Origin of the sequence: Hyphomonas sp. UBA3195 (genome assembly GCF_002366485.1) — a bacterium.
Classification (GTDB): Bacteria; Pseudomonadota; Alphaproteobacteria; order Caulobacterales; family Hyphomonadaceae; genus Hyphomonas.
On the sequence record NZ_DEXB01000034.1, the window covers coordinates 62,805 to 80,896 of the forward strand.

Below are 18,092 nucleotides of genomic sequence, written 5' to 3' on the forward strand. Positions count from 1 at the left end.
GTACTCCTCTGCTACTTTGATGAGTTGGGATGAGAGCCGCGCGCCTTGCGAGCTTTTTTGAAGCCGCTGTCGCTCGCAAGGAACGCTTCGAGCATGGACGGGATCAGCACCGCCACGGATGCTTTTTCCTTGTACGTCTCTTCATAAATCTGCGCGTACAGCTCCAGGTCCGCGTTGACGTCAGGATCGACGGCAATGGTCAGCTTGACGGGCGTCGTGTCGGGCAAGGGTCCGATCTTGAGAGTGGTGGCGCTCATACGTTCAATCTCCGTAGGGCTTCAATACGATGTCCTTGTTGACGATCACGCGCAGCCGATAGCCGGGCCGCACCGTGATCGTTGGTTGGACATTCAATTGCTTGGTGATGATTTGCTGGCCCGCCTGGTTGATCGTGCGCTGGCCGCCGTCGCGAAGGGCTTCAAGAATTTCGTCATCATTGCTGTCGCGGCCGAGTTCGGCGCTGACGGAAAGTACCGATGACAGGATGGCAGCCTGGAACAGGCGCCAAGCGTGATAATCGACCCGGTCTTCGAGGCCGGCGTAACCGGCCATGTCGACGCCCGGCAGGTTGTCGATCACGATTGAAGAGCCGTCCGGCATGATGATGCGCGACCAGACGACGAGCGCGCGGGACTGGCCATAGGCGATGACGCTGTCATACCGGCCTATCAGTCGCGAGCCTTGGGGGATGAGCAAGTGCGCGCCCGTCGGCGTGTCGTAAACATTCTCCGTGACCTGCGCGATGACCTGACCGGGAAGATCAGAATTCAGCCCCGTCACCAGGCTCGCGGGAATGATCGTTCCGGCCATGACCTGATAGGGCGAGATGGGCGCTTGCAGGCGATGCGGGTTGTAGATCCCGTCATCGACCTCGGCGCCGAGAAAGCCTTCCTTGCGCTGCTGGAAATTCGGATCGAGCGGGTCCGCGAATCCTGTCGAAGCTGTCCTGTCCTCGACGCCCGGACTGATGACGGACGCAAGCTGGTCGAGCCTTGTGGGCGCGCCGCCGTCGCCTGCCGCCAATACCCGTCCGCCCTGCGCGCTGTTGTTGATGAAGAAGAGGTCAGACGTCCGCGCGTCATCTGCGGCGCTGGGGCCCCCGCTTGCTGGTCCTGTGCTCGCCACGCGCGCCGGTTGGTATCTGAAGGGGTTTTCCGGCGCGTCTTCGATCCGCGGCGCGCCAATCATGGCGGCGCCAAGATCACCCGGCAGCGGCGGGCCGAGCCTTGACGGCATGTCGCCATAACTCTCGGGCAAAGACGCAAAGGCGTCGGGCATGGGTTTGTGCCGCGTATTGTAGAGTTCCGTGTGCGCCTCTTGAGCGCGATCCGGCGTGCGCAACGCCATTGCGGCGGCGCCCAGGATCAGGAGGGCGGCGACCGACGACGCCCCGATCAGGACACGCTTGTTAAAGCGCTTGACCGGCCGGGGCTTGGCGCGGATCGCCAGGCTGTCGTCTTGTTCAACCGCGCTCATAGGCCCGCCATCCAATTTCTGGGAGCGGCGGTGCGTTCGATCCGAACCACCTCCTGATCGTCTTCTCCGAGGCGCAGTTCGGCGACCGCAAACAGGCGGTCGATGATATAGTAAGAGCCATTGATCCTGTAATTGACGAGCTGACTGTCGCCGTTGCGCCCGACGACGAAGAGCGGCGGCGCTTCGCCCTGGTCGAGCCGTGACGGAAACTGAATGTAGACTTTTCGGCCGTCATCGAAAGCGCGCAATGGACGCCAGTGGGGTTCGTCACCTTTGATCTCATAACGGAAATTGATGCGATCAAGACTGAGGCCGCGATCAATGACAGTGCGCCCCTGCGCCTGCCGACGGGCGGCGTTGCCGCGCGCCGTCACCAGCTCTTCATGCGGATAACGCCAGGACACCGCCGCCATATAGGTTTCGCGGTAGGACGTCATTTCAATGTGGTAGGTCCGTTTTGATGTGGTGATGATGAGGTTGGTCTTGAGACCGGAGGCGATTGGCTTCACCAGAATGTGCGTCTGACTGGCGTCGCCGGAGCCTGAGACCGTATCGCCTAAGACCCAGCGCACGGTGTCGCCGGCGGAAACCGACATCAGCTCCTCGCCTGGCTGAAGGGCTATGTCTGTCACCTGCTCCGGGGCGGTATAGACCTGATAGAGCGCGCCAATCGTATAGGGATAAATCTGGATGGCGTTGATGAAGCTTGTCGCGTCGGGTTCAACGGCGGCGCTCCGGTTCGCCTCGTCAATGGCTTCATAGGGTTTCAACTCCGGAACCGCCGCTATTGGCGATTCCGTCAGCGGTTTGAGTTGTCCGGCCATCGCGAGCGGCTCGATCCTTTCGATGATGAGAGGTTCCCCGTTCGGATCGTCCGCCAGATAGACGGCCTCCATGAACTCGGCGTCATCAAGAACGAAGTTGTCGTGGGGATTGGTGGAAGCGCAGGCGCCCAATGAGACGAGCGCGCCGATTATTACGAGAGTGCGGATCATTGATTGCCTCCTTGAGTGAGATCTTTTGACCAGTTGATGCCGTGGACGTAGAGCCCGAGCGGATTGCGATGCAGGGTTTCTTCGTCACGAGGCGGATCGAAGACGATGGCGAGAACGCCGGTATAGGTCGCCGATGACACCTGAACGCCCGACCGAAATGTCGTTTCGCGCCAACGCAGATCGAAACTGTCTTGAGAAGACCGCACGATGCTTTGGATTTCTACGGACACTGAGCGTTTGCCGACCTCTGCGAATGGATCGTTCTCGCGGGCGTAATCGTTGAGGGTGAGCGCCGCCTGATCGGTCGTGAAGGCGTAGGCTTTCAACCAGTTCTCGCGCACGACGATGGGGTCGATCGACACCGACCGCACCTGTTTGACAAATTCCGCGAGCTGGTAAGCGATCTGAGCGTCGGTCGGCTTATAATCGGCGACCGCCGATTGCACGGTGCGGACGCGGCCGTCTGTTTCGAGTTCGACGACATAGGGCGTGATGATGCTTTGTGTGGACCGCCAGATGAATGCGCCTGACATGACAAAGGCGAGCGCCAAGGCGACGAGCGCAGTCAGGCGCCAGTTCTCCGCCTGCACGCGCGCCGATCCGATCCGGTCATCCCAGACCTGCGCGGCGCGCTGATAAGGCGTGACGGCTTCCGGCGTGGTTCCATATTTTTGCTGTTGTCTTTTCCAGAACATCGATCAGTCCTCATCCTGTTTGAGACGCGGACCGTCGCCCGACCCGCCGCGATCGCCGTCACGCAAGGCCGATGCGGCTGCGAGGCTTGCGTCTCTCTGCAATTGCTGTCGTTGAACCTGCCGCGCCCAATTCGGCGCTCCGCCCGTGGCGGCCGGGGCGGCGGCGACGTCGCCCAACGTTCCGCCTGTGGCGCTGAAAGCTGTGCGGCCTCCGCTTTCGAAGCTCCGCTTTACAGGCGCAACGGCCCGCGACGCTGCCGAGCGAGCGCCGCTTGCGAAACTCCTCGCGCCAGCCTCCACCATCGCGCCGACGCCGGCGGCGGTTGCACGCCATCCGTTTGCGCCGGAGGCGGCCTTGCCGAGGGAAAAGGAAGTCGCGGCGCCGCCGCTAAGAGATGCGCCCGCTTTGATGGCGCCGCCTGTTGCCGCTGCGCCTGCGCGCATAGAGCCGCCCGCGAGCGCGCCTCCGGCAATAGCGCCCGCTCCAACGCCTGCGGCGGTTCCGACGACGGCGCCAGCGCCGAGTTGCGGGGCGCCTGAAACAAGGCCGGCGGCGATTCCAGGGCCGAAGATTCCAAGCGCGACGAGTGCGAGCGACGCCAGAATGACGGTGGCGGCGTCTTCCAGGGTCACGTCTCCGGGCGTGATTTCCGCCGTGACAGATCCAAAGAGAGTGGAGCCGATGCCGACAATCACCGCCAGCACCATCAGTTTGACCCCGGATGAGATGACATTCCCGAGAACGCGCTCAGCGAGGAATGAGGTCTTGTTCCAAAGTGCAAAGGGAATGAGGACGAAGCCAGCAAGCGTTGTCAGCTTGAACTCGATGACCGTGACGAAGAGCTGGATCGCCAGAAAGAAGAACGCGAAGAGCGTGATGAGCCAGGCGAGAAACAGAATGGCGATGGTGACGAAGTTGACGAAGAAACCGACGGGGCCTGTCAGATCGCCGATCTCTTCAAGCAAGGGGTGCCCGGCAGTGAATCCGGTATCGGCGACGAAACCGGGACGCAACAGATCGGCGGCCGTGATGGTCGAGCCGGACGCATTCAGACCGAGCTGCGCGAAGCTCTCGAAGATGACATTGGCGAGAAAGGCGAAATTGTTGAGGATGAGGGCGAAGAAGCCGACATAGAGAACCTTCTTGACGAAGGTTCCGATGATGTTGTTTTCCGGCCCCATCGCCCAGAAGACCCCGGCGAGGACGACATCGATGCCGATCAGGAACGCCGTCAGATAGGCGACGTCGGGACCAAGCAACCCGAAACCTGAATCGATATAGGTCGAAAAGGTCGCCAGAAACCGATCGATGATGCCGAGGTCTTCCATCGCTCTCCCCTGTCAGCGCGTGTAGGCGCTGGCTCCCCCAACAAAACGGGCGAGCTTTTCGCGGCCCTCTCGCTCGATCTGAAGATCGCGGGCGCGCGCCAGCGCGTCGGCGCGATATTGCGCCGCCATCATTTCCTGCATCTGCATGGTCTGTTTGACGCCGAGCGCGGCGATCTGATTACCGGTCTGCGAAACCGAAAGATTGCCTTCAGCGATCGCCGTTTCCGCCAGCATTGCGTCGAGGGATGACGTGTCCGCCTTAAGCGTTTGAACGATCTGGGACTGAACCAGGAGCGTGTCGTTAAACGCCGAACGGGCGGACACCCATTGCATTTCCGCAGCGGTCGCCATCTGTGTGCGCGACCATGCGGAATAGTCTTCGGGAAAGTTTTCCTGAAAGAGCCGGTCGGTTTCGCTGACGACGTAGGAGATCGATCGCGCCCGGTCCATCAGGACCGAAATCTCGTTGAGGAGTCGATTGATCTCCGCCTGCGGATTGTATCCGGTACGGACGAGATTGGTCGCCTGGTTGATGAGCATGTCAGCTTCGTTCTGAAGCTGCTTCACCTGATTGTTGATCTGCTCCAATGTGTTCGCTGCTGTGAGGATGTTCTGAGCGAGATTGGAGGGATCGATCACGATGTCTCCGATCCCGAAAATTGCGTGGGCGGGCGGCGCAATGGTCATTGGCGCGGCCGCCAGTAAGAGAGCGGCAATTATTCTGCGGCGCATGGGACATCTCCTTTTGTTGCGGGGGTGGCGGTTATGAGGTCAGCCGCCCAGGCTAGGTCGCGGGCGTGCAGCCAGTGGACGGCGAACTCTTCGGGGTGTGCGCTTTGGACTTCGTCGATGAGCTTGTGATCGGCTTTCGATGACGCGGCGCAGAAAGCGAGACTGACGGGCCCGAGATCCAGATCGAACAGACGGTTTCCCGAGCGCGACTGGAAATAATAGTCCTGCCGCGGACTCGCTTCCGCAATGATTTCGATCTGACGGTCGTTCAATCCGAATGCGCGATAGGTGTCCTGCTGCTGGGGTTCGAGCGCACGGTCATTCGGTAAGAAGATGCGCGACGGACAGCTTTCGATAATCGCCGGCGCGATGGTGCTGCCGGAGATGTCCGATAAGGACTGCGTTGCGAAAATGACCGAGACATTCCGTTTCCGGAGCACTTTGAGCCATTCGCGAATGCGCTCGGAAAAGAGCGGGTTATCGAGAAACACCCAGGCTTCATCCAGAATGAGCAAGGTCGGTCGGCCGTCGAAGCGTGCCTCCAGCCGATGAAAGAGGTAGGTCAGCACAGGCGGCACGAGCGAGGGCTGGTGCATCAGCTCCTCCATCTCGAAGCACTGCCAATCGTTTTGCCCGAGTGTTTCGTCATCGGCGTCGAGCAAGGCGCCGTGGGCGCCCGCGAGCGTGTAGGGCGCAAGCGCCTGTTTGAGCCGGTTGGATTGCAGGAGCACCGACAGGCCGGTCATCGTCCGCTCTGCTTTCGGCGCGGCGCTCAACGATGTGAGCGCCGTCCAGACGGCGTCTTTCACGTCGGGATCGATGGCGACGCCTTCATGGGCGAGCAGACCGGAAACCCATTCCAGCGCCCAGGACCGCTCCGCATCTGTATCGATACGGGCGAGCGGCTGAAAACAAAGCCCCCTGTCTTCACCGAGCGCATAGTGTTCGCCTCCCATGCCGGCGGTGATGGCGCGGGCCGATCCGCCTTTATCAAACAAGAAGACTTGAGCCCCGGCGTAGCGTCGGAACTGAGCTGCAATCAACGCGAGCAGCACCGACTTGCCAGCGCCGGTCGGGCCGACAACCAGCATGTGTCCGACATCGTTCTGGTGGGGCACGAGCCGGAATGGCGTGTTCGAGTTCGCGGTTGCGTAGAGAAGCGGCGGGCCGTTCAAATGAGCATTCTCGACTGGGCCTGCCCAGACGGCTGAAAGCGGCATCATGTGAACGAGATTGAGTGTGTGGATGATCGGCTGACGCACATTGGCGTAGGCGTGACCGGGCAAGCCGCCGAGCCATGCGTCGACGGCGTTGACCGTTTCGCTCATCGCAACAAAACCCCGCCCGTTGATGATCCGCTCCACCTCGCGGATCATTTCGTCAGCGGCGGCCGCATCCCCATCCATGACCGCGACCGATGTCGTCACATAGCCATAGCTGACATGATCCTCCCCGAGCGCCTGGAGCGCCGCATCGGCGTCTGCCGCCTTATTGTCCGCATCCGTATCGACGAGCGCAGACGCTTCATTCGTCATGACCTCTTTGACGATGGCCGAAAGAGATTTTCGTTTGGCGAACCATTGACGCCGGTATCGGCCGAGAACCTTTGTCGCCTCCGATTTGTCCATCGGCAGGAAACGGGTCATCCAGCGATACGGAAATCCGAGGCGATTCAGATCATCGAAAAGGCCCGGCTCGGTTGCGTTCGGAAAGCCCTGCAGGGAGAGGACGCGCAGATGGTCGCCGCCGAGCATCGGTTCCAATCCGCCAACGAGATCGACGCCTCCCAGAACCGCATCAAGATAGGCGGGCGTTTCAGGAGCGCAAACCGGATGGCGTTTGGAGGATAAGCTCGACTGGAGGTAAGTCAGCGTCTCATCGTCTGCCAGAAAACGCGCTTCGGGCACCACAGAGGCGATAAGATCGAGACTGCGGTCGGTTTCGGCGATGAACCGGGCGAGATGATCGAAAGCGGCGAGCCCGGCTTCTTCCGCCGGCTTTTCAACAAACGCATCCTCGATGCGATTGACGCTGTCGGCAGGCGGCAGAAAGGCGAAGGTCAGCGTGTAGCGGCTTTCGAACAGAGCGCCGGCTTCGGTGAAGCGTCCCCTGCGTTCCTCGTCGATCAACCAACCCACCGGATCGCGCCACTGGCTTTCCGGATAGTCCGTCGCCGGTTCGCGAGCCGCCTCGAAATAGAGCGCCCAACCGGAACCGAAACGCTTCAAAGCGTTGTTGATGCGTGAGCAGACGGAAACGAGGCTCGCCGCCGTCGCGCTCTCCAGATCGGGCCCGCGAAACATCGCAGAGCGCTGGAAGCTCCCATCCTTGTTCAGGACGACGCCAGGCGCAATCAGACAGGCCCAAGGCAGAAAGTCTACAAGCCTCTTATTTGACTGCCGGTATTCCTTGAGATTCATCATGCGAGATACCCCTCATGGCGGATGTGGCGCAGAACCACGTCCATGAATTTCGGGTCCCGTTTCGCCATGAAGACGCAGGCGCCATGTGCGATGATCCAGTAGAGGACACCGGCGACCCAGACCTGAAGCCCCAGGCCCAGCGCGGCCGCGATCGTGCCGTTGAGGATGGCGGCGTTGCGGGGCGCGCCGCCCATCAGGATCGGCTCGGTCAAGGAGCGGTGTACGGGTATGGCGAAACCTTCGGTCATCAGATCGTTGCGCCGCCGCCGAACGAGAAGAAGGACAGGAAGAAGCTCGTTGCTGTGAACGCGATGGAGAGACCAAAAACGATCTGGATCAGTTTGCGGAAACCGCCGCCCGTATCGCCGAACGCCAGCGTCAGGCCGGTAATAATGATGGCGAGCGTGCCGACGATCTTGGCGACCGGTCCCTCGATCGACTGGAGGATGGAATCAAGAGGCGCCTCCCAGGGCATGCCGGACCCGGCCGCGTGGGCGGGACCAACAAGGACGATGAGACCGAGCGTGATTGCAAGCGCGCGGCAGGTGTGTTTCGTCAGGATCATGATGAGCTTCCTTTCAGTTTGACGATTTGGCTGAGGGGGGAGGAAAAAGGTTCCAGGCGGTAGTCGCCGGCCTCGCGGCCAAGCACCCGGCTGATTGTCCGTACCCGGCGTTCCGGTCCCCGCCCTGCGATGAAGACGATGAGATCGATGGCTTCGGCGATCAGCGCGTGCGGCGTCTGAGCCGTCACTTCCGACACAAGCTGTTCAAGGCGCTGGAGACCGCCGCCGGCGGAGTTGGCGTGAATGGTGGCGATTCCGCCCGGATGGCCCGTGTTCCAGGCTTTGAGCATGTCGAGGGCTTCGCCGCCTCTGACCTCGCCGACGATAATCCGGTCGGGTCGCAGCCGCAGGGTCGAGCGAACGAGATCGGCCATGGCGACAGCGCCGGCCTGAGTCCGCAGATTGACCTTGTCCTTGGCCTCGCATTGCAGTTCGCGCGTGTCTTCGAGGATCACGACGCGATCGCCGCTCATTGCGACCTCAGCGAGCAAAGCGTTTGCGAGGGTGGTCTTGCCCGACCCTGTGCCGCCGACGATCAGGATGTTCATGGCGTCTCGGACGGCGGCCTTGAGCGCGTCTGCGTCTTCTGCACTTGTCACGCCAGTCTCGACATAATCGTCGAGCGTGAAGACGCGGGCGGCCGGCTTTCGAATGGAGAAGCACGGCGCCGTGGTCACGGGCGGAATGACGCCCTCGAAGCGTTCTCCCCCGCCCGGCAGCTCGGCGCTGACAATGGGGTGGAGCCTATCCACTTCCTGACCGATATGGCTGCCGACGACGCGAATGACCCGTTCAGCTTCCGCAGCGGGCATGACTGCCCCGGTCTCCATGCGGCCGTCACCATGGGCGTCGATCCAGATCTTGCCATCGGGATTGACCATCACTTCAACAATGGCGGGATCATCCAGCGCCTCGACGACGGCCGGTCCCATGGCGGTTTTCAGCATGGTCTCGGTTCGAAGGTAGGTTTGGGCGCGCGCATCAGGCATCGGCATGCTCCCGCTCCGGCGCCGGATCGTGCAGGCGCATCAATTCGTCCTTGGTGAAAAAGGCGCTCTTGTCGGACATGACATCCTGGAGTGCGGCGAAGATGACGGTCTCGCCGTCCGCGAGGACGGTTTGCAGGCTCTCAATGAAGCGCTCGAAACGCGCAGCGCCCTGCGCCTGGGCGGCGCGCTTGTCTGCATCCGGCACGGGGGGAATGACGGTCAGGAAATAGCGGACGAACAGTGCGAAAGCTTCAGCGGTTATGACCTGACTGCGATTGAGGCTTTCGGCCTGCCGGGTCATGCGGTCCAGACGCCGGATCAGCGCGGCGTCCCGTTTGACTTCGTGTTCGCCCATGAAGAACGCGGTGAGGGCGTCGTTGACGATCTGGGATTCATTCGATCCCGGACGTTTCGCCAGCGCCTTCAATCGCGCGTGATTGATGGGGTCGATATAGGACCAGATGCGGGGTTTGGTGGAGGGCATCGTTCAAAAATCCATCAGGTCAATCTTGGGGGTTCCCTTGTCGACGCCGTAAGCACGGCGCGCGGTGTCGGTCGCACGGGCGAGGTCCGCCGCGCGTTTGATCGCAACCTCATCGCTATCGCTGACAGGCGTATCGCTGCGATCCTGTTCGGCGGCGTCGATGTCCGGTTGTGCAGGCGCGTCGATTTCCGGCTTGAGGTCCTTGCCGCCATCATCCGCATCATGACCGTTCCCGAATGAGGACCGGACGAGGCGTTCATCGACCGCGCGGCGCCGGGTTCCCCAGTCATCTGTGCGAGATGGCGGCCGGTCCGCATAAGGCGTTCCGCGATCACCGATTGACGCTGGAGACCCTACGCGGTCGGTGAAATTGGCGTCCTCGAAATATCTGAGCTTCTTTGCCCGAATTGGCGGCAGGCCGGATACGAGCACGACCTCGTCTTCGGCGGGAAGCTGCATTACCTCGCCGGGGGTGAGAAGCTGGCGCGCCGTCTCTTGCCGCGAAACCATGACATGGGCGAGCCAGGGCGCCAGACGGTGTCCGGCATAGTTGCGCATGGCGCGCATCTCGGTCTTGGTGCCGAGGGCGTCGGAAATTCTCTTCGCCGTACGTTCGTCATTGGTCGCGAAGGCGACGCGCACATGGCAATTGTCGAGGATCGAATTGTTCGGCCCGTACGCTTTTTCAATCTGATTGAGGGATTGGGCGATCAGGAATGCGCGCAACCCGTAGCCCGCCATGAAGGCCAATGCACTCTCGAAGAAGTCGAGCCGGCCGAGCGCGGGAAACTCGTCGAGCATCAACAAGACCTGTCGGCGGCGATCGCCATCGATCTGGCCGTCCAGCTTCTCGGTCAGCCGGCGGCCGATCTGGTTGAGAATGAGCCGGACGAGCGGCTTGGTGCGTGAAATATCTGAGGGCGGAACAACGAGGTAAAGTGAGACCGGCTTGTCTGCATCTATGAGATCCGCGATGCGCCAGTCGCAAGCAGATGTCACCTCCGCCACGGTTGGGTCGCGATAAAGCCCTAAGAAGCTCATTGCCGTGGACAGGACGCCGGACCGCTCATTCTCTGACTTGTTCAGAAGCTCTCGGGCGGCTTGCGCGACCACGGGATGCGGCCGCGCTTCGCCATCGTCGCCCAGATGGTTCGTGGACATCATGACCCAGAGGGTTTTCTCGAAGGGGCGGTCGGGATCAGACAGAAAGCGCGCGACCTGCGCGAGCGTCTTTTCTTTCTCGGCGTAGAGAACATGCAGGATGGCGCCGACCAACAGAGCGTGGCCGGTCTTCTCCCAATGGGTGCGCCGCTCCAGAGCGCCTTCAGGATCGACCAGAATGTCCGCAATGTTCTGAACGTCGCGAACCTCGTTCGCGCCTTTGCGGACTTCCAGAAGCGGGTTGTATTTGGCGCTGCTGGCATTGGTGGGGTCGAACAGAAGGCAATGAGAGAATTTCGAGCGCCACCCCGATGTGAGTTGCCAGTTCTCACCCTTGATGTCGTGAATGACGGCGCTTTGCGTCCAACTCAGTAGGGTTGGAACAACGAGACCAACGCCCTTGCCGGATCGCGTCGGCGCGAACGCCATGACATGTTCAGGGCCGTCATGACGAAGATAGTCGTCATCGAAGCGCCCAAGAAAAACGCCGGAGGGCTTGAGCATGCCGCAAGTCTGCAAGTCCTTGCGGGCGGCCCAGCGTGACGATCCGTATGTCGTCAGATTCTTGGCTTGCCGTCCCCGCCAGACCGATCCGATCGCGGCGACGAACGCGCCTAGAAATCCGCTGCCGGCTGCAATAGCGCCGCCTCTGGCGAAAACGCCCGGCGCGTATGCGTCGAAGGCGTACCACCATTCAAATAAGCGCCATGGATAGTAGACGGGGGTCTCGCCGATGTGGAACCAGGCTGGTCCAAGGTAGGCGTCATAAGAAAACTGCGCAGCGACCCATTGCGTCGACAGCCAGACACCGCAAACAATCGTGGCGAGCACGATTATGATCTGTCCAATGAGTATTGATTGCGGCGACACGGAGCATCCTCATAAAATCTGATGAGGACAGCTTCGTGCTTGGAGCAAGGACTCGTCTACTCAGGAAAGAGTATAGAAATTTGAACAAGATCAGGGTGTTCAGGGGAATTTTTCGTTGTGGCCCGTATCGAGCTAGGGTCAGTAGAATTATCGTTGGTGTGGTGGCGGTCAGATCGCCATCTGCTTGGTGTTCTGTGTGGCATTTTCAGGAAATCTGAGGACGCTCTTGTCAGGCGGAAATTCCCTCCCGCCTAGCAAGTTTCACCGAATCTCCTCATCCGCATTAGAGAACGGCGGACGCCGCTCGACCAACGTTCTTGACGTCAGCACGCGAAACGGCGCGCCGCGCCAGATCAGCTCGCCATCGTGCTTTTTGAAATGAGTGACATCCGGAAGAACCGATTCATCCGGCCACGGTATGACCGCGTTTGGATTGTGATAGATTTCGAGTTCATCCGGCCACCGTTCCTCATAGTCTGGTGCTTCAATGTTGATGTCGAATGGCAGACCTTCAAGCGCGCCCGGCATTGGATTTGATTGAATCCCCATGCGCCGGACCGCCATATCAGGGTCGCCGAACCCGGCGAGTGTTCCCATGCGTGTGAACTTCGCCTTCGTGCCCGCGTTCGAAAAAATGACAGCTGAGATATGCTCTGTACCGGGTTGATTAAAAAAACCCGCCGGTATGACTTTGTCGCCGCGTCGATGTTCCTCCAGAGGTTTTGGCGCGGCCATCTCTTGGCCGTCCTCTCCTGTCTTTCGCATTACGCTCACGCCGTACAAATAGATCGACAAGGCGGTGTGCGACCATGTCATTGAACCGGGCGCATGAAAGTCCGCTACAGCGATTGCGAAGGGATGCCCTTTGACAGGAGCTTTCTCCCAATAGGCTTTCATCTGTTTTGTATAGAGCGGCGATCCGAAAATCAGTGCCATATCGTTTTCGATAAAGCGCCAGAAATCCTCAGGCGGCGGCGCGGGGCCGGCCATGAGGTCCACGAAAGCTTGGTCAGCCGGGTTAGCGGTCGTGGCCTCGACGAAGAGTTTCATGTCGCCTTTCGAAAGCGCGAAGTCGGGCGAAGCGACCGAGAAATCAATGTCGAAATCCAGATCCCGGAAGACACGGAACAGATAAAGCTCCCAAAACCGCGCGCTCGTTCCGGTGGTTTGGAAGTCGCGGGCGAAGTTGCCGTCGCGATCCACGAACCACTTCGCCGTCTCCCGAATGATTTCTCGGGCGGCGGAGGAATGCTGGCTGTCGCGCAGATTCAGGAATATCGGATTGAGCGGTGCGTCGTGTTCAACGGTAAACAAATCGATCCCCGCCGGAAGGTCGGAGTCCGGGACTGGCAACGGTTCGGTTTGTGCCTCTATGTCGGTCAGCTTCTCCAGGATCGACTGCTCGCCGGCGCGTTTCGTCCTGAATGGGACAAGCGGAGGGAAGGCGCAGAAGCGATTGTGCTCATCCCGCAGGAACAAAGCTCCCATGAAAGCGTCAATCTTATCATTCTCGACGTAAAATAGAGCGGCCAGCGCCTGACCGTCATGGGTTTCCCAATGGGCGACATCAGTCCAGTTCTCGGTTTGGCCGGAACCGCGAAGCCCGAACAGGAAGGTGTCAAACCGTTCTTTGCTGATACGGGTGGGCATTGTCCCCTCTTACGGCATCACACGCTTCATGAATTCGTCGAAGAGCGGCACTGTGAATGCGGCGTAGCCATATTTCGGGCTGTAGATCATGCCGTTTTGCATGAGCGCGTCGCGGATGAAGGCAACTTGCTGAGATGTCTTGCGCATCTGTTTCGCAATATCTCCGGAGCGGTGCGGACCGGGACCGAGTTCCGCCATGGCGCGAAGGTATTCCTTTTGAGGGTCGGCAAGGCGCGAATAGCGCGACTTGAAAAAGTTGTCGTCCAAACGGGCGATGGCGGCCTTGCTTGCCGTGTTGACATCCTTGACGGTGATGGGAGATTTCGTGGCGGCTTTCCAACACTGGTATCCCCATTCCTGAAGGAAATACGGATATCCCTTTGTGTGCTGAAGGATCAGAGCGACCGCTTTTTCATCATAGGCCACATCGGCGTCTTTCGCCGGAGCGACCAGCGCTTGTCGTGCGTCTTTGTCATTCAGGCTGCCAATATCCGGGTAGTCGAACAATCGCTCGGCATAGGACTTCGCATCGCCTGACAGTTTGACAAGCGTCGGCAGCCCGGCGCCGACAACCAGAAACGGAAGACGCTTTTGATCGACGCGGTGAATCGCCATGATCAGCGCTTCAAACTCGTCCAGCTCAAGGTTCTGAATTTCATCGATTAGGATAACAATCGATGACTTCCGCGCTTTCGCCGCCTCACCGGCGGCAAGGAACAGTTCCGCGAGGTCGCGCGTGAGTGTGCCGCTGTCAGCGACGCCGGCTTCTTCCTCCACGTCGACGGAAAATTCCACGTCGCCATATTTGACTTTCACGGCGCCGACAAAACTCTTGAGGACGCGCAAGCCCTTTTTCACCTTTTCGCTGACGCCCTTCATCCGGTCGAGCTTCAGCAGGGCGGCGCGCAGGGTGGCGATGATGACGACGGAAAGCGGCTCGTTTTTGCTGACTTCGATGAAGTCGGTGAAGGCGCCTTCTCTGTCGGCCATCGACTGAATCTCATTGAGGAGGACGGTCTTGCCGACGCCGCGAAGTCCAACCAGCATGACGCTTCGGGCAGGTTTGCCGGCGCGGCTCATCTTGATCGCAAGCCCCGCCTCGTCGAGGATGCCGTCCCGCCCGGCAAGTTCCGGAGGCGGGTAGCCAGCGCCTGGCGCGTATGGATTGGCAAGTGCCTTCATGATTGACAACTTATAGCGAGTTTAGGGGATCGAATGCTAAACTTACTATAACCGATTCCTCTGTAACGGCCACTGGTTTAGGTCTCACCCGGCTAAACTGACTATAACTCTTCGGACAGGTTCCGAAGGCTCCATCAAGGCCGGTAGCCAGACGTAGCCATAGATGACTACAAGACGCCCTCGCCCAATCATCCAATCCCCCTTCCGCGCGTCAGCGTCCAGCTAATCCCGCCCTCCCGGACGAGGCCGCTCACCGACTTGCCGAGATTGCGGTCCATCACGTCCCGCCATGGAACGAGCGTAAAATCGCGCGTCCGCTCGATGACGGCGTATCTGCCACTCGGTCGTTCAACCGCCTGCGTGTACACACCATTCACGCGCCCGGCCGCCGGCGCCGGGGCATAGGGTTTGCCAAGCGTTTCGGCGAGGGAGTCGCCGGCGTCCTTCAGGTCATGAGCTTCGAGCCTATCGAGCACCGATTGTGACAACCGTCCATGGTCGTGATTTATCAGACCCTGCTGCATCAGAAATTGCCGCCGTGCGATGCGCGCCGCCTCGACCTCGCCAGCGAAGCCATGAACGGCGCCTGCATCATCGAAGTCCCGCAAATGCTCATCGAGCCAGGTCGCGCCCATCGCCGACTTCATCTGCGCCAGCCGCAAAGAGGAATGCACCCTAATCTCGACCGGGCGGCCGGAGGTGGCGGCTTTCTCATAATCGCCTGCGCGGTCCAGATAGTCTTCGGGCACGCGCCAGCTTCCATCCGATACGCGTGTTGCATGACCCACACGCCGGAGCGCTTCGAGCCGCCTGATATGGGCGGCCACGAACTCTGGCCGGGCGCTCTTATCGTGCGCCATGTGGAGCGCGCTGGAATAGCGCCCCTCATTGGCGGCGGCGATCTCGGCGATGACATGATCGGCCCGGCGCGGGTCCCGGTTCGGCGGCGCGACGGTAACGATGCGACCTGTCTCAAGAGACGCAAGCCGATCCTCGCCGCCGACGACGACATGGACAGGCCGGCCCCGAAGCCCGTCAACTACGATGAAGGCGCGGTCGTTGACGTCGTCGGCGACGCCCTTGTCTAGAATGACGCCTGTGACAGGCCGAGCGCCCTCGGATGCGGGATCGAAAATCGCACCAGCATCAAGCGTGCGCGCGACGCCCTGATTTCGCATAGCGCGGTGCATGGCCTTGATGACGTCGCCACGCTCGCCCATGCGTCGCAGATCCGTTTCGGCATGGTCCGCCAATCGCCAGCGTCCCTTTCCCAAGGGTTCGGCGAGGGCCATCCCCTGCAATTTTCCAAGACGCATGCGCTCAATCTGTCGGCGCCATCCGTCGCCGGGACGGTGCGGTCCGGACAGATCGACGACACTCTCCCGCGCGCGCCGGATGAGGGCGCGATCGATCTCGGTGAAACGCGCCTGTCCGACCATGCGAGCCATGCGGGCGCGGCCGTCGGTTTCCGGAACGGGTCCGAGTTCAAGCTCGACAAGCGCCTGCGCGCGTTCGCGCAGGCCACGCGAAATAAAATCGCGGGGGATGACGAGATCGCGCCCATCGTCGCGTTTGCCCGAGATGATGAGATGCGTATGGGGCTGGCCGGTGTCGTAGTGATCGACCGCCACCCAGTCGAGCCTGGTTCCAAGATCGCGCTCCATCTGCGCCGTCAGGTCGCGTGTGAATTCGGTGAGGCTGGAAAGCTCGCCCGCATCCTCCGGAGACAGAATGATCCGGAACTGGTGGCGGTCCTCCGCCCCGCGCTCCAGGAATGCCTGTTTGTCGGCGTCCGGGCCATGCCGGTCATAGAGGCGCGAGGGCTCGCCGTCCGGGCCGGTCCCATCCCGCTCCACATAGTTGAGGTGGAGCTTCTGCGCGAGGCGGCCTTTTGGATCCATGCTGACGACACGCACCTTGACCAGAACGCGCCGGTAAAACTGCGTGCGCGCAGCGCTGCGTTGCGAGCGCCCGCGTCCGCCGCCGCGCCCGAGTTTGCGGGCGCCCTTCGAGACCTTGCGGAAGAAGCCCTCGACCTTGCGCGCGCCTGACGGCGACCGCATGCGGCCGAGGCGCACCTCGAACCTGTCGCCGTCGCCCGTCATGACGCCCACGTCCCATCAGTCGATTTCCGGGGATCACCCCCGAATACGTCAGTCATGACCGGAGTAACCGTGCAATCGGGGGTGCTCCCTGCACGAATAATATCACTCCCGAAAATGATGTGCAGACAAGGGATAAGCGCCCAGGGGGCGCTCCCGTCTTTTATCTTGCCCTCCGCGCCCCTCACTGACGTTCGTCCCGCGCCCCGCCGGTTTGCGCGCCGGACGCATCCGATCGATCCGGTTCCGGACCAACGAAATCGACCGTGCCGAGCACGTTTTTGACCGGGACCGGTCCGAAATACCGGCTGTCGAAAGAAGTCTGCACATCGGTGGAGACGAGAAAAATCTCGTCTGAACGAAGGACAATACAGCCTGTCCAGACCGGCATCTCCCGCCCCGAACCGTCCTGCGCCAGCGCGTATATATCAGGACGGTTCGGGGCGCGGATGACGCCTCCTTCGGAACAGATTTCTTCTCCCGCCGCCGCCCAGACAGTCTTGATGAGGGGAATATGGGACGGCAGATAACCCCGTTCATGGGCGAGCAGTCGCGCCTCATCCGGTGCATATGCAGCGACCATCGCGCCGCGTTTGACGGCGCCGTCTGCGTCGATCCTGTACCATCCGACCGGCGCGCTTTCGCTTGGATTATAGAGGACAAGCGGGTTCGGCGGCGCCGCAATTTGCACCACTGTTGCGGCGCACACGATCGTTGCGGCGGTTCCTGCAATCAGACGCGCGGCCATGATGGATCGCTCCCGTCGTTCAATGTGGATGGGCGTGTTTGGAGCGCGTTGTGCAGCGCGCGCCAGCGATGCGGCGCCAGGTCTTCAAGGCTTTCGCCCTCCCGCCTGAGCGCATCGAAGGCGGCGAAGGCGCGCTTCACTTTCGTTTTTCCGCGCGCTTCAAGCAGCAGGACGGCCCCCGGCAGCACGCCCGGAATCTTCGTCAGCGACCCCTGTGATGACGTGCGGCACACGAACAATCGCCAGTCCCGCGTGCCGTGGTCTCCCGCCTGCCAGCGCTCATAACCGAAGGTCGCATCGGGGGCGAACGCGGCGAGTCTTCGCCGCCATCCCCGGCGCACAATGAAGCGCGCCGTCCCGAAAACGAGCCGATGATTAAGCCTGTTCTTTCGATATTGAAGGATGACGACGGTGAGGCGATGGGCTTCAGGACCGGGCGCCATCGCCGTCCTCATTCGCGCCGGGTTCGTTTCTCACGGTCGGATCGGAATCGCGCCCGCGCGACCAGCGATCCAGCGCATCCCTGTGATAGACGACCTTGCCGCCATGCTTGCGCCAGTTCGGTCCTTCCTTTCGCCAGCGCATGGCGTTGAGGGTTGATTCTTCAAGCCTGAGATAAGCGGCAGCCTCGGCGGCGGTGAAATACGGACTTTCGACAGGCGGATTTTTCGCGTGTTCCATGATGTCCCCA

Annotated in this window: 18 protein-coding genes; all 18 read right to left on the bottom strand. The window is 60.9% G+C overall.

Annotated features, from left to right (window positions below; genetic code table 11):
* Nucleotides 1-11 precede the first annotated feature (11 nt).
* Nucleotides 12-257 carry a DUF2274 domain-containing protein gene (locus tag B2344_RS10785; RefSeq protein WP_034740622.1) on the bottom strand — a complete coding sequence of 82 codons (246 nt, stop codon included), beginning with the start codon at nucleotides 255-257 and terminating at the stop codon, nucleotides 12-14.
* A 4-nt stretch (nucleotides 258-261) separates the two neighbouring features.
* Nucleotides 262-1,476, bottom strand: coding sequence for a TrbI/VirB10 family protein (locus tag B2344_RS10790; protein ID WP_034740621.1), 1,215 nt, complete (start codon nucleotides 1,474-1,476; stop codon nucleotides 262-264).
* Entirely contained in the window at nucleotides 1,473-2,471 is a 999-nt protein-coding gene (gene trbG, locus B2344_RS10795; RefSeq protein ID WP_034740620.1) for a P-type conjugative transfer protein TrbG, read from the bottom strand. Before trbG ends, B2344_RS10790 begins: the two co-directional genes overlap by 4 nt.
* Nucleotides 2,468-3,166, bottom strand: coding sequence for a conjugal transfer protein TrbF (trbF, locus tag B2344_RS10800; protein WP_034740619.1), 699 nt, complete (start codon nucleotides 3,164-3,166; stop codon nucleotides 2,468-2,470). Before trbF ends, trbG begins: the two co-directional genes overlap by 4 nt.
* A 3-nt stretch (nucleotides 3,167-3,169) precedes the next feature.
* Nucleotides 3,170-4,495: a P-type conjugative transfer protein TrbL gene (gene trbL, locus B2344_RS10805; protein ID WP_290485212.1), complete on the bottom strand. Its 1,326-nt coding sequence runs from the start codon at nucleotides 4,493-4,495 to the stop codon at nucleotides 3,170-3,172.
* Nucleotides 4,496-4,507: 12 nt separating this feature from the next.
* Entirely contained in the window at nucleotides 4,508-5,227 is a 720-nt protein-coding gene (trbJ, locus tag B2344_RS10810; RefSeq protein WP_034740718.1) for a P-type conjugative transfer protein TrbJ, read from the bottom strand.
* Nucleotides 5,212-7,650, bottom strand: a complete 2,439-nt coding sequence (gene trbE, locus B2344_RS10815) for a conjugal transfer protein TrbE (RefSeq protein ID WP_034740713.1) — start codon at nucleotides 7,648-7,650, stop codon at nucleotides 5,212-5,214. Before trbE ends, trbJ begins: the two co-directional genes overlap by 16 nt.
* Entirely contained in the window at nucleotides 7,647-7,898 is a 252-nt protein-coding gene (locus tag B2344_RS10820) for a VirB3 family type IV secretion system protein (protein WP_034740710.1), read from the bottom strand. The genes trbE and B2344_RS10820 overlap by 4 nt, the downstream gene beginning before the upstream one ends.
* Nucleotides 7,898-8,215 (bottom strand): TrbC/VirB2 family protein, encoded by a 318-nt coding sequence (locus B2344_RS10825; protein WP_034740707.1) that lies wholly within the window; start codon nucleotides 8,213-8,215, stop codon nucleotides 7,898-7,900. The genes B2344_RS10820 and B2344_RS10825 overlap by 1 nt, the downstream gene beginning before the upstream one ends.
* Complete coding sequence (gene trbB / locus B2344_RS10830; protein ID WP_034740704.1) at nucleotides 8,212-9,210, bottom strand: P-type conjugative transfer ATPase TrbB; 999 nt, start codon at nucleotides 9,208-9,210, stop codon at nucleotides 8,212-8,214. Before trbB ends, B2344_RS10825 begins: the two co-directional genes overlap by 4 nt.
* Nucleotides 9,197-9,688: a hypothetical protein gene (locus B2344_RS10835; protein ID WP_051615419.1), complete on the bottom strand. Its 492-nt coding sequence runs from the start codon at nucleotides 9,686-9,688 to the stop codon at nucleotides 9,197-9,199. Before B2344_RS10835 ends, trbB begins: the two co-directional genes overlap by 14 nt.
* Before the next feature lie 3 nt (nucleotides 9,689-9,691).
* The gene (locus B2344_RS10840; protein WP_034740703.1) at nucleotides 9,692-11,719 is read right to left on the bottom strand and encodes a conjugal transfer protein TraG; all 2,028 of its coding nucleotides are present in this window, start codon (nucleotides 11,717-11,719) and stop codon (nucleotides 9,692-9,694) included.
* 261 nt (nucleotides 11,720-11,980) lie between these two features.
* The gene (locus B2344_RS10845; RefSeq protein ID WP_051615416.1) at nucleotides 11,981-13,369 is read right to left on the bottom strand and encodes a hypothetical protein; all 1,389 of its coding nucleotides are present in this window, start codon (nucleotides 13,367-13,369) and stop codon (nucleotides 11,981-11,983) included.
* A 9-nt stretch (nucleotides 13,370-13,378) separates the two neighbouring features.
* Complete coding sequence (locus tag B2344_RS10850) at nucleotides 13,379-14,551, bottom strand: ATP-binding protein (RefSeq protein WP_034740700.1); 1,173 nt, start codon at nucleotides 14,549-14,551, stop codon at nucleotides 13,379-13,381.
* A gap of 188 nt (nucleotides 14,552-14,739) precedes the next feature.
* Nucleotides 14,740-16,656: a DUF3363 domain-containing protein gene (locus tag B2344_RS10855; protein WP_034740696.1), complete on the bottom strand. Its 1,917-nt coding sequence runs from the start codon at nucleotides 16,654-16,656 to the stop codon at nucleotides 14,740-14,742.
* A 181-nt stretch (nucleotides 16,657-16,837) separates the two neighbouring features.
* The gene (locus B2344_RS10860) at nucleotides 16,838-17,401 is read right to left on the bottom strand and encodes a S26 family signal peptidase (RefSeq protein WP_034740693.1); all 564 of its coding nucleotides are present in this window, start codon (nucleotides 17,399-17,401) and stop codon (nucleotides 16,838-16,840) included.
* Entirely contained in the window at nucleotides 17,386-17,844 is a 459-nt protein-coding gene (locus B2344_RS10865; protein ID WP_051615412.1) for a DUF2840 domain-containing protein, read from the bottom strand. Before B2344_RS10865 ends, B2344_RS10860 begins: the two co-directional genes overlap by 16 nt.
* A complete protein-coding gene (locus tag B2344_RS10870) occupies nucleotides 17,828-18,082 on the bottom strand; it encodes a helix-turn-helix domain-containing protein (RefSeq protein WP_034740690.1) in 255 nt (84 codons plus the stop codon). Before B2344_RS10870 ends, B2344_RS10865 begins: the two co-directional genes overlap by 17 nt.
* Nucleotides 18,083-18,092: the final 10 nt, after the last annotated feature.

Coding starts and splice junctions, on each gene's coding strand:
- trbE (WP_034740713.1), bottom strand. CDS start 7,650: ATGATGAATCTCAAGGAATACCGGCAGTCAAATAAGAGGCTTGTAGAC.
- B2344_RS10845 (WP_051615416.1), bottom strand. CDS start 13,369: ATGCCCACCCGTATCAGCAAAGAACGGTTTGACACCTTCCTGTTCGGG.
- trbB (WP_034740704.1), bottom strand. CDS start 9,210: ATGCCGATGCCTGATGCGCGCGCCCAAACCTACCTTCGAACCGAGACC.
- B2344_RS10850 (WP_034740700.1), bottom strand. CDS start 14,551: ATGAAGGCACTTGCCAATCCATACGCGCCAGGCGCTGGCTACCCGCCT.
- B2344_RS10820 (WP_034740710.1), bottom strand. CDS start 7,898: ATGACCGAAGGTTTCGCCATACCCGTACACCGCTCCTTGACCGAGCCG.
- B2344_RS10825 (WP_034740707.1), bottom strand. CDS start 8,215: ATGATCCTGACGAAACACACCTGCCGCGCGCTTGCAATCACGCTCGGT.
- trbJ (WP_034740718.1), bottom strand. CDS start 5,227: ATGCGCCGCAGAATAATTGCCGCTCTCTTACTGGCGGCCGCGCCAATG.
- B2344_RS10855 (WP_034740696.1), bottom strand. CDS start 16,656: ATGACGGGCGACGGCGACAGGTTCGAGGTGCGCCTCGGCCGCATGCGG.
- B2344_RS10870 (WP_034740690.1), bottom strand. CDS start 18,082: ATGGAACACGCGAAAAATCCGCCTGTCGAAAGTCCGTATTTCACCGCC.
- trbL (WP_290485212.1), bottom strand. CDS start 4,495: ATGGAAGACCTCGGCATCATCGATCGGTTTCTGGCGACCTTTTCGACC.
- B2344_RS10860 (WP_034740693.1), bottom strand. CDS start 17,401: ATGGCCGCGCGTCTGATTGCAGGAACCGCCGCAACGATCGTGTGCGCC.
- trbF (WP_034740619.1), bottom strand. CDS start 3,166: ATGTTCTGGAAAAGACAACAGCAAAAATATGGAACCACGCCGGAAGCC.
- trbG (WP_034740620.1), bottom strand. CDS start 2,471: ATGATCCGCACTCTCGTAATAATCGGCGCGCTCGTCTCATTGGGCGCC.
- B2344_RS10835 (WP_051615419.1), bottom strand. CDS start 9,688: ATGCCCTCCACCAAACCCCGCATCTGGTCCTATATCGACCCCATCAAT.
- B2344_RS10865 (WP_051615412.1), bottom strand. CDS start 17,844: ATGGCGCCCGGTCCTGAAGCCCATCGCCTCACCGTCGTCATCCTTCAA.
- B2344_RS10790 (WP_034740621.1), bottom strand. CDS start 1,476: ATGAGCGCGGTTGAACAAGACGACAGCCTGGCGATCCGCGCCAAGCCC.
- B2344_RS10785 (WP_034740622.1), bottom strand. CDS start 257: ATGAGCGCCACCACTCTCAAGATCGGACCCTTGCCCGACACGACGCCC.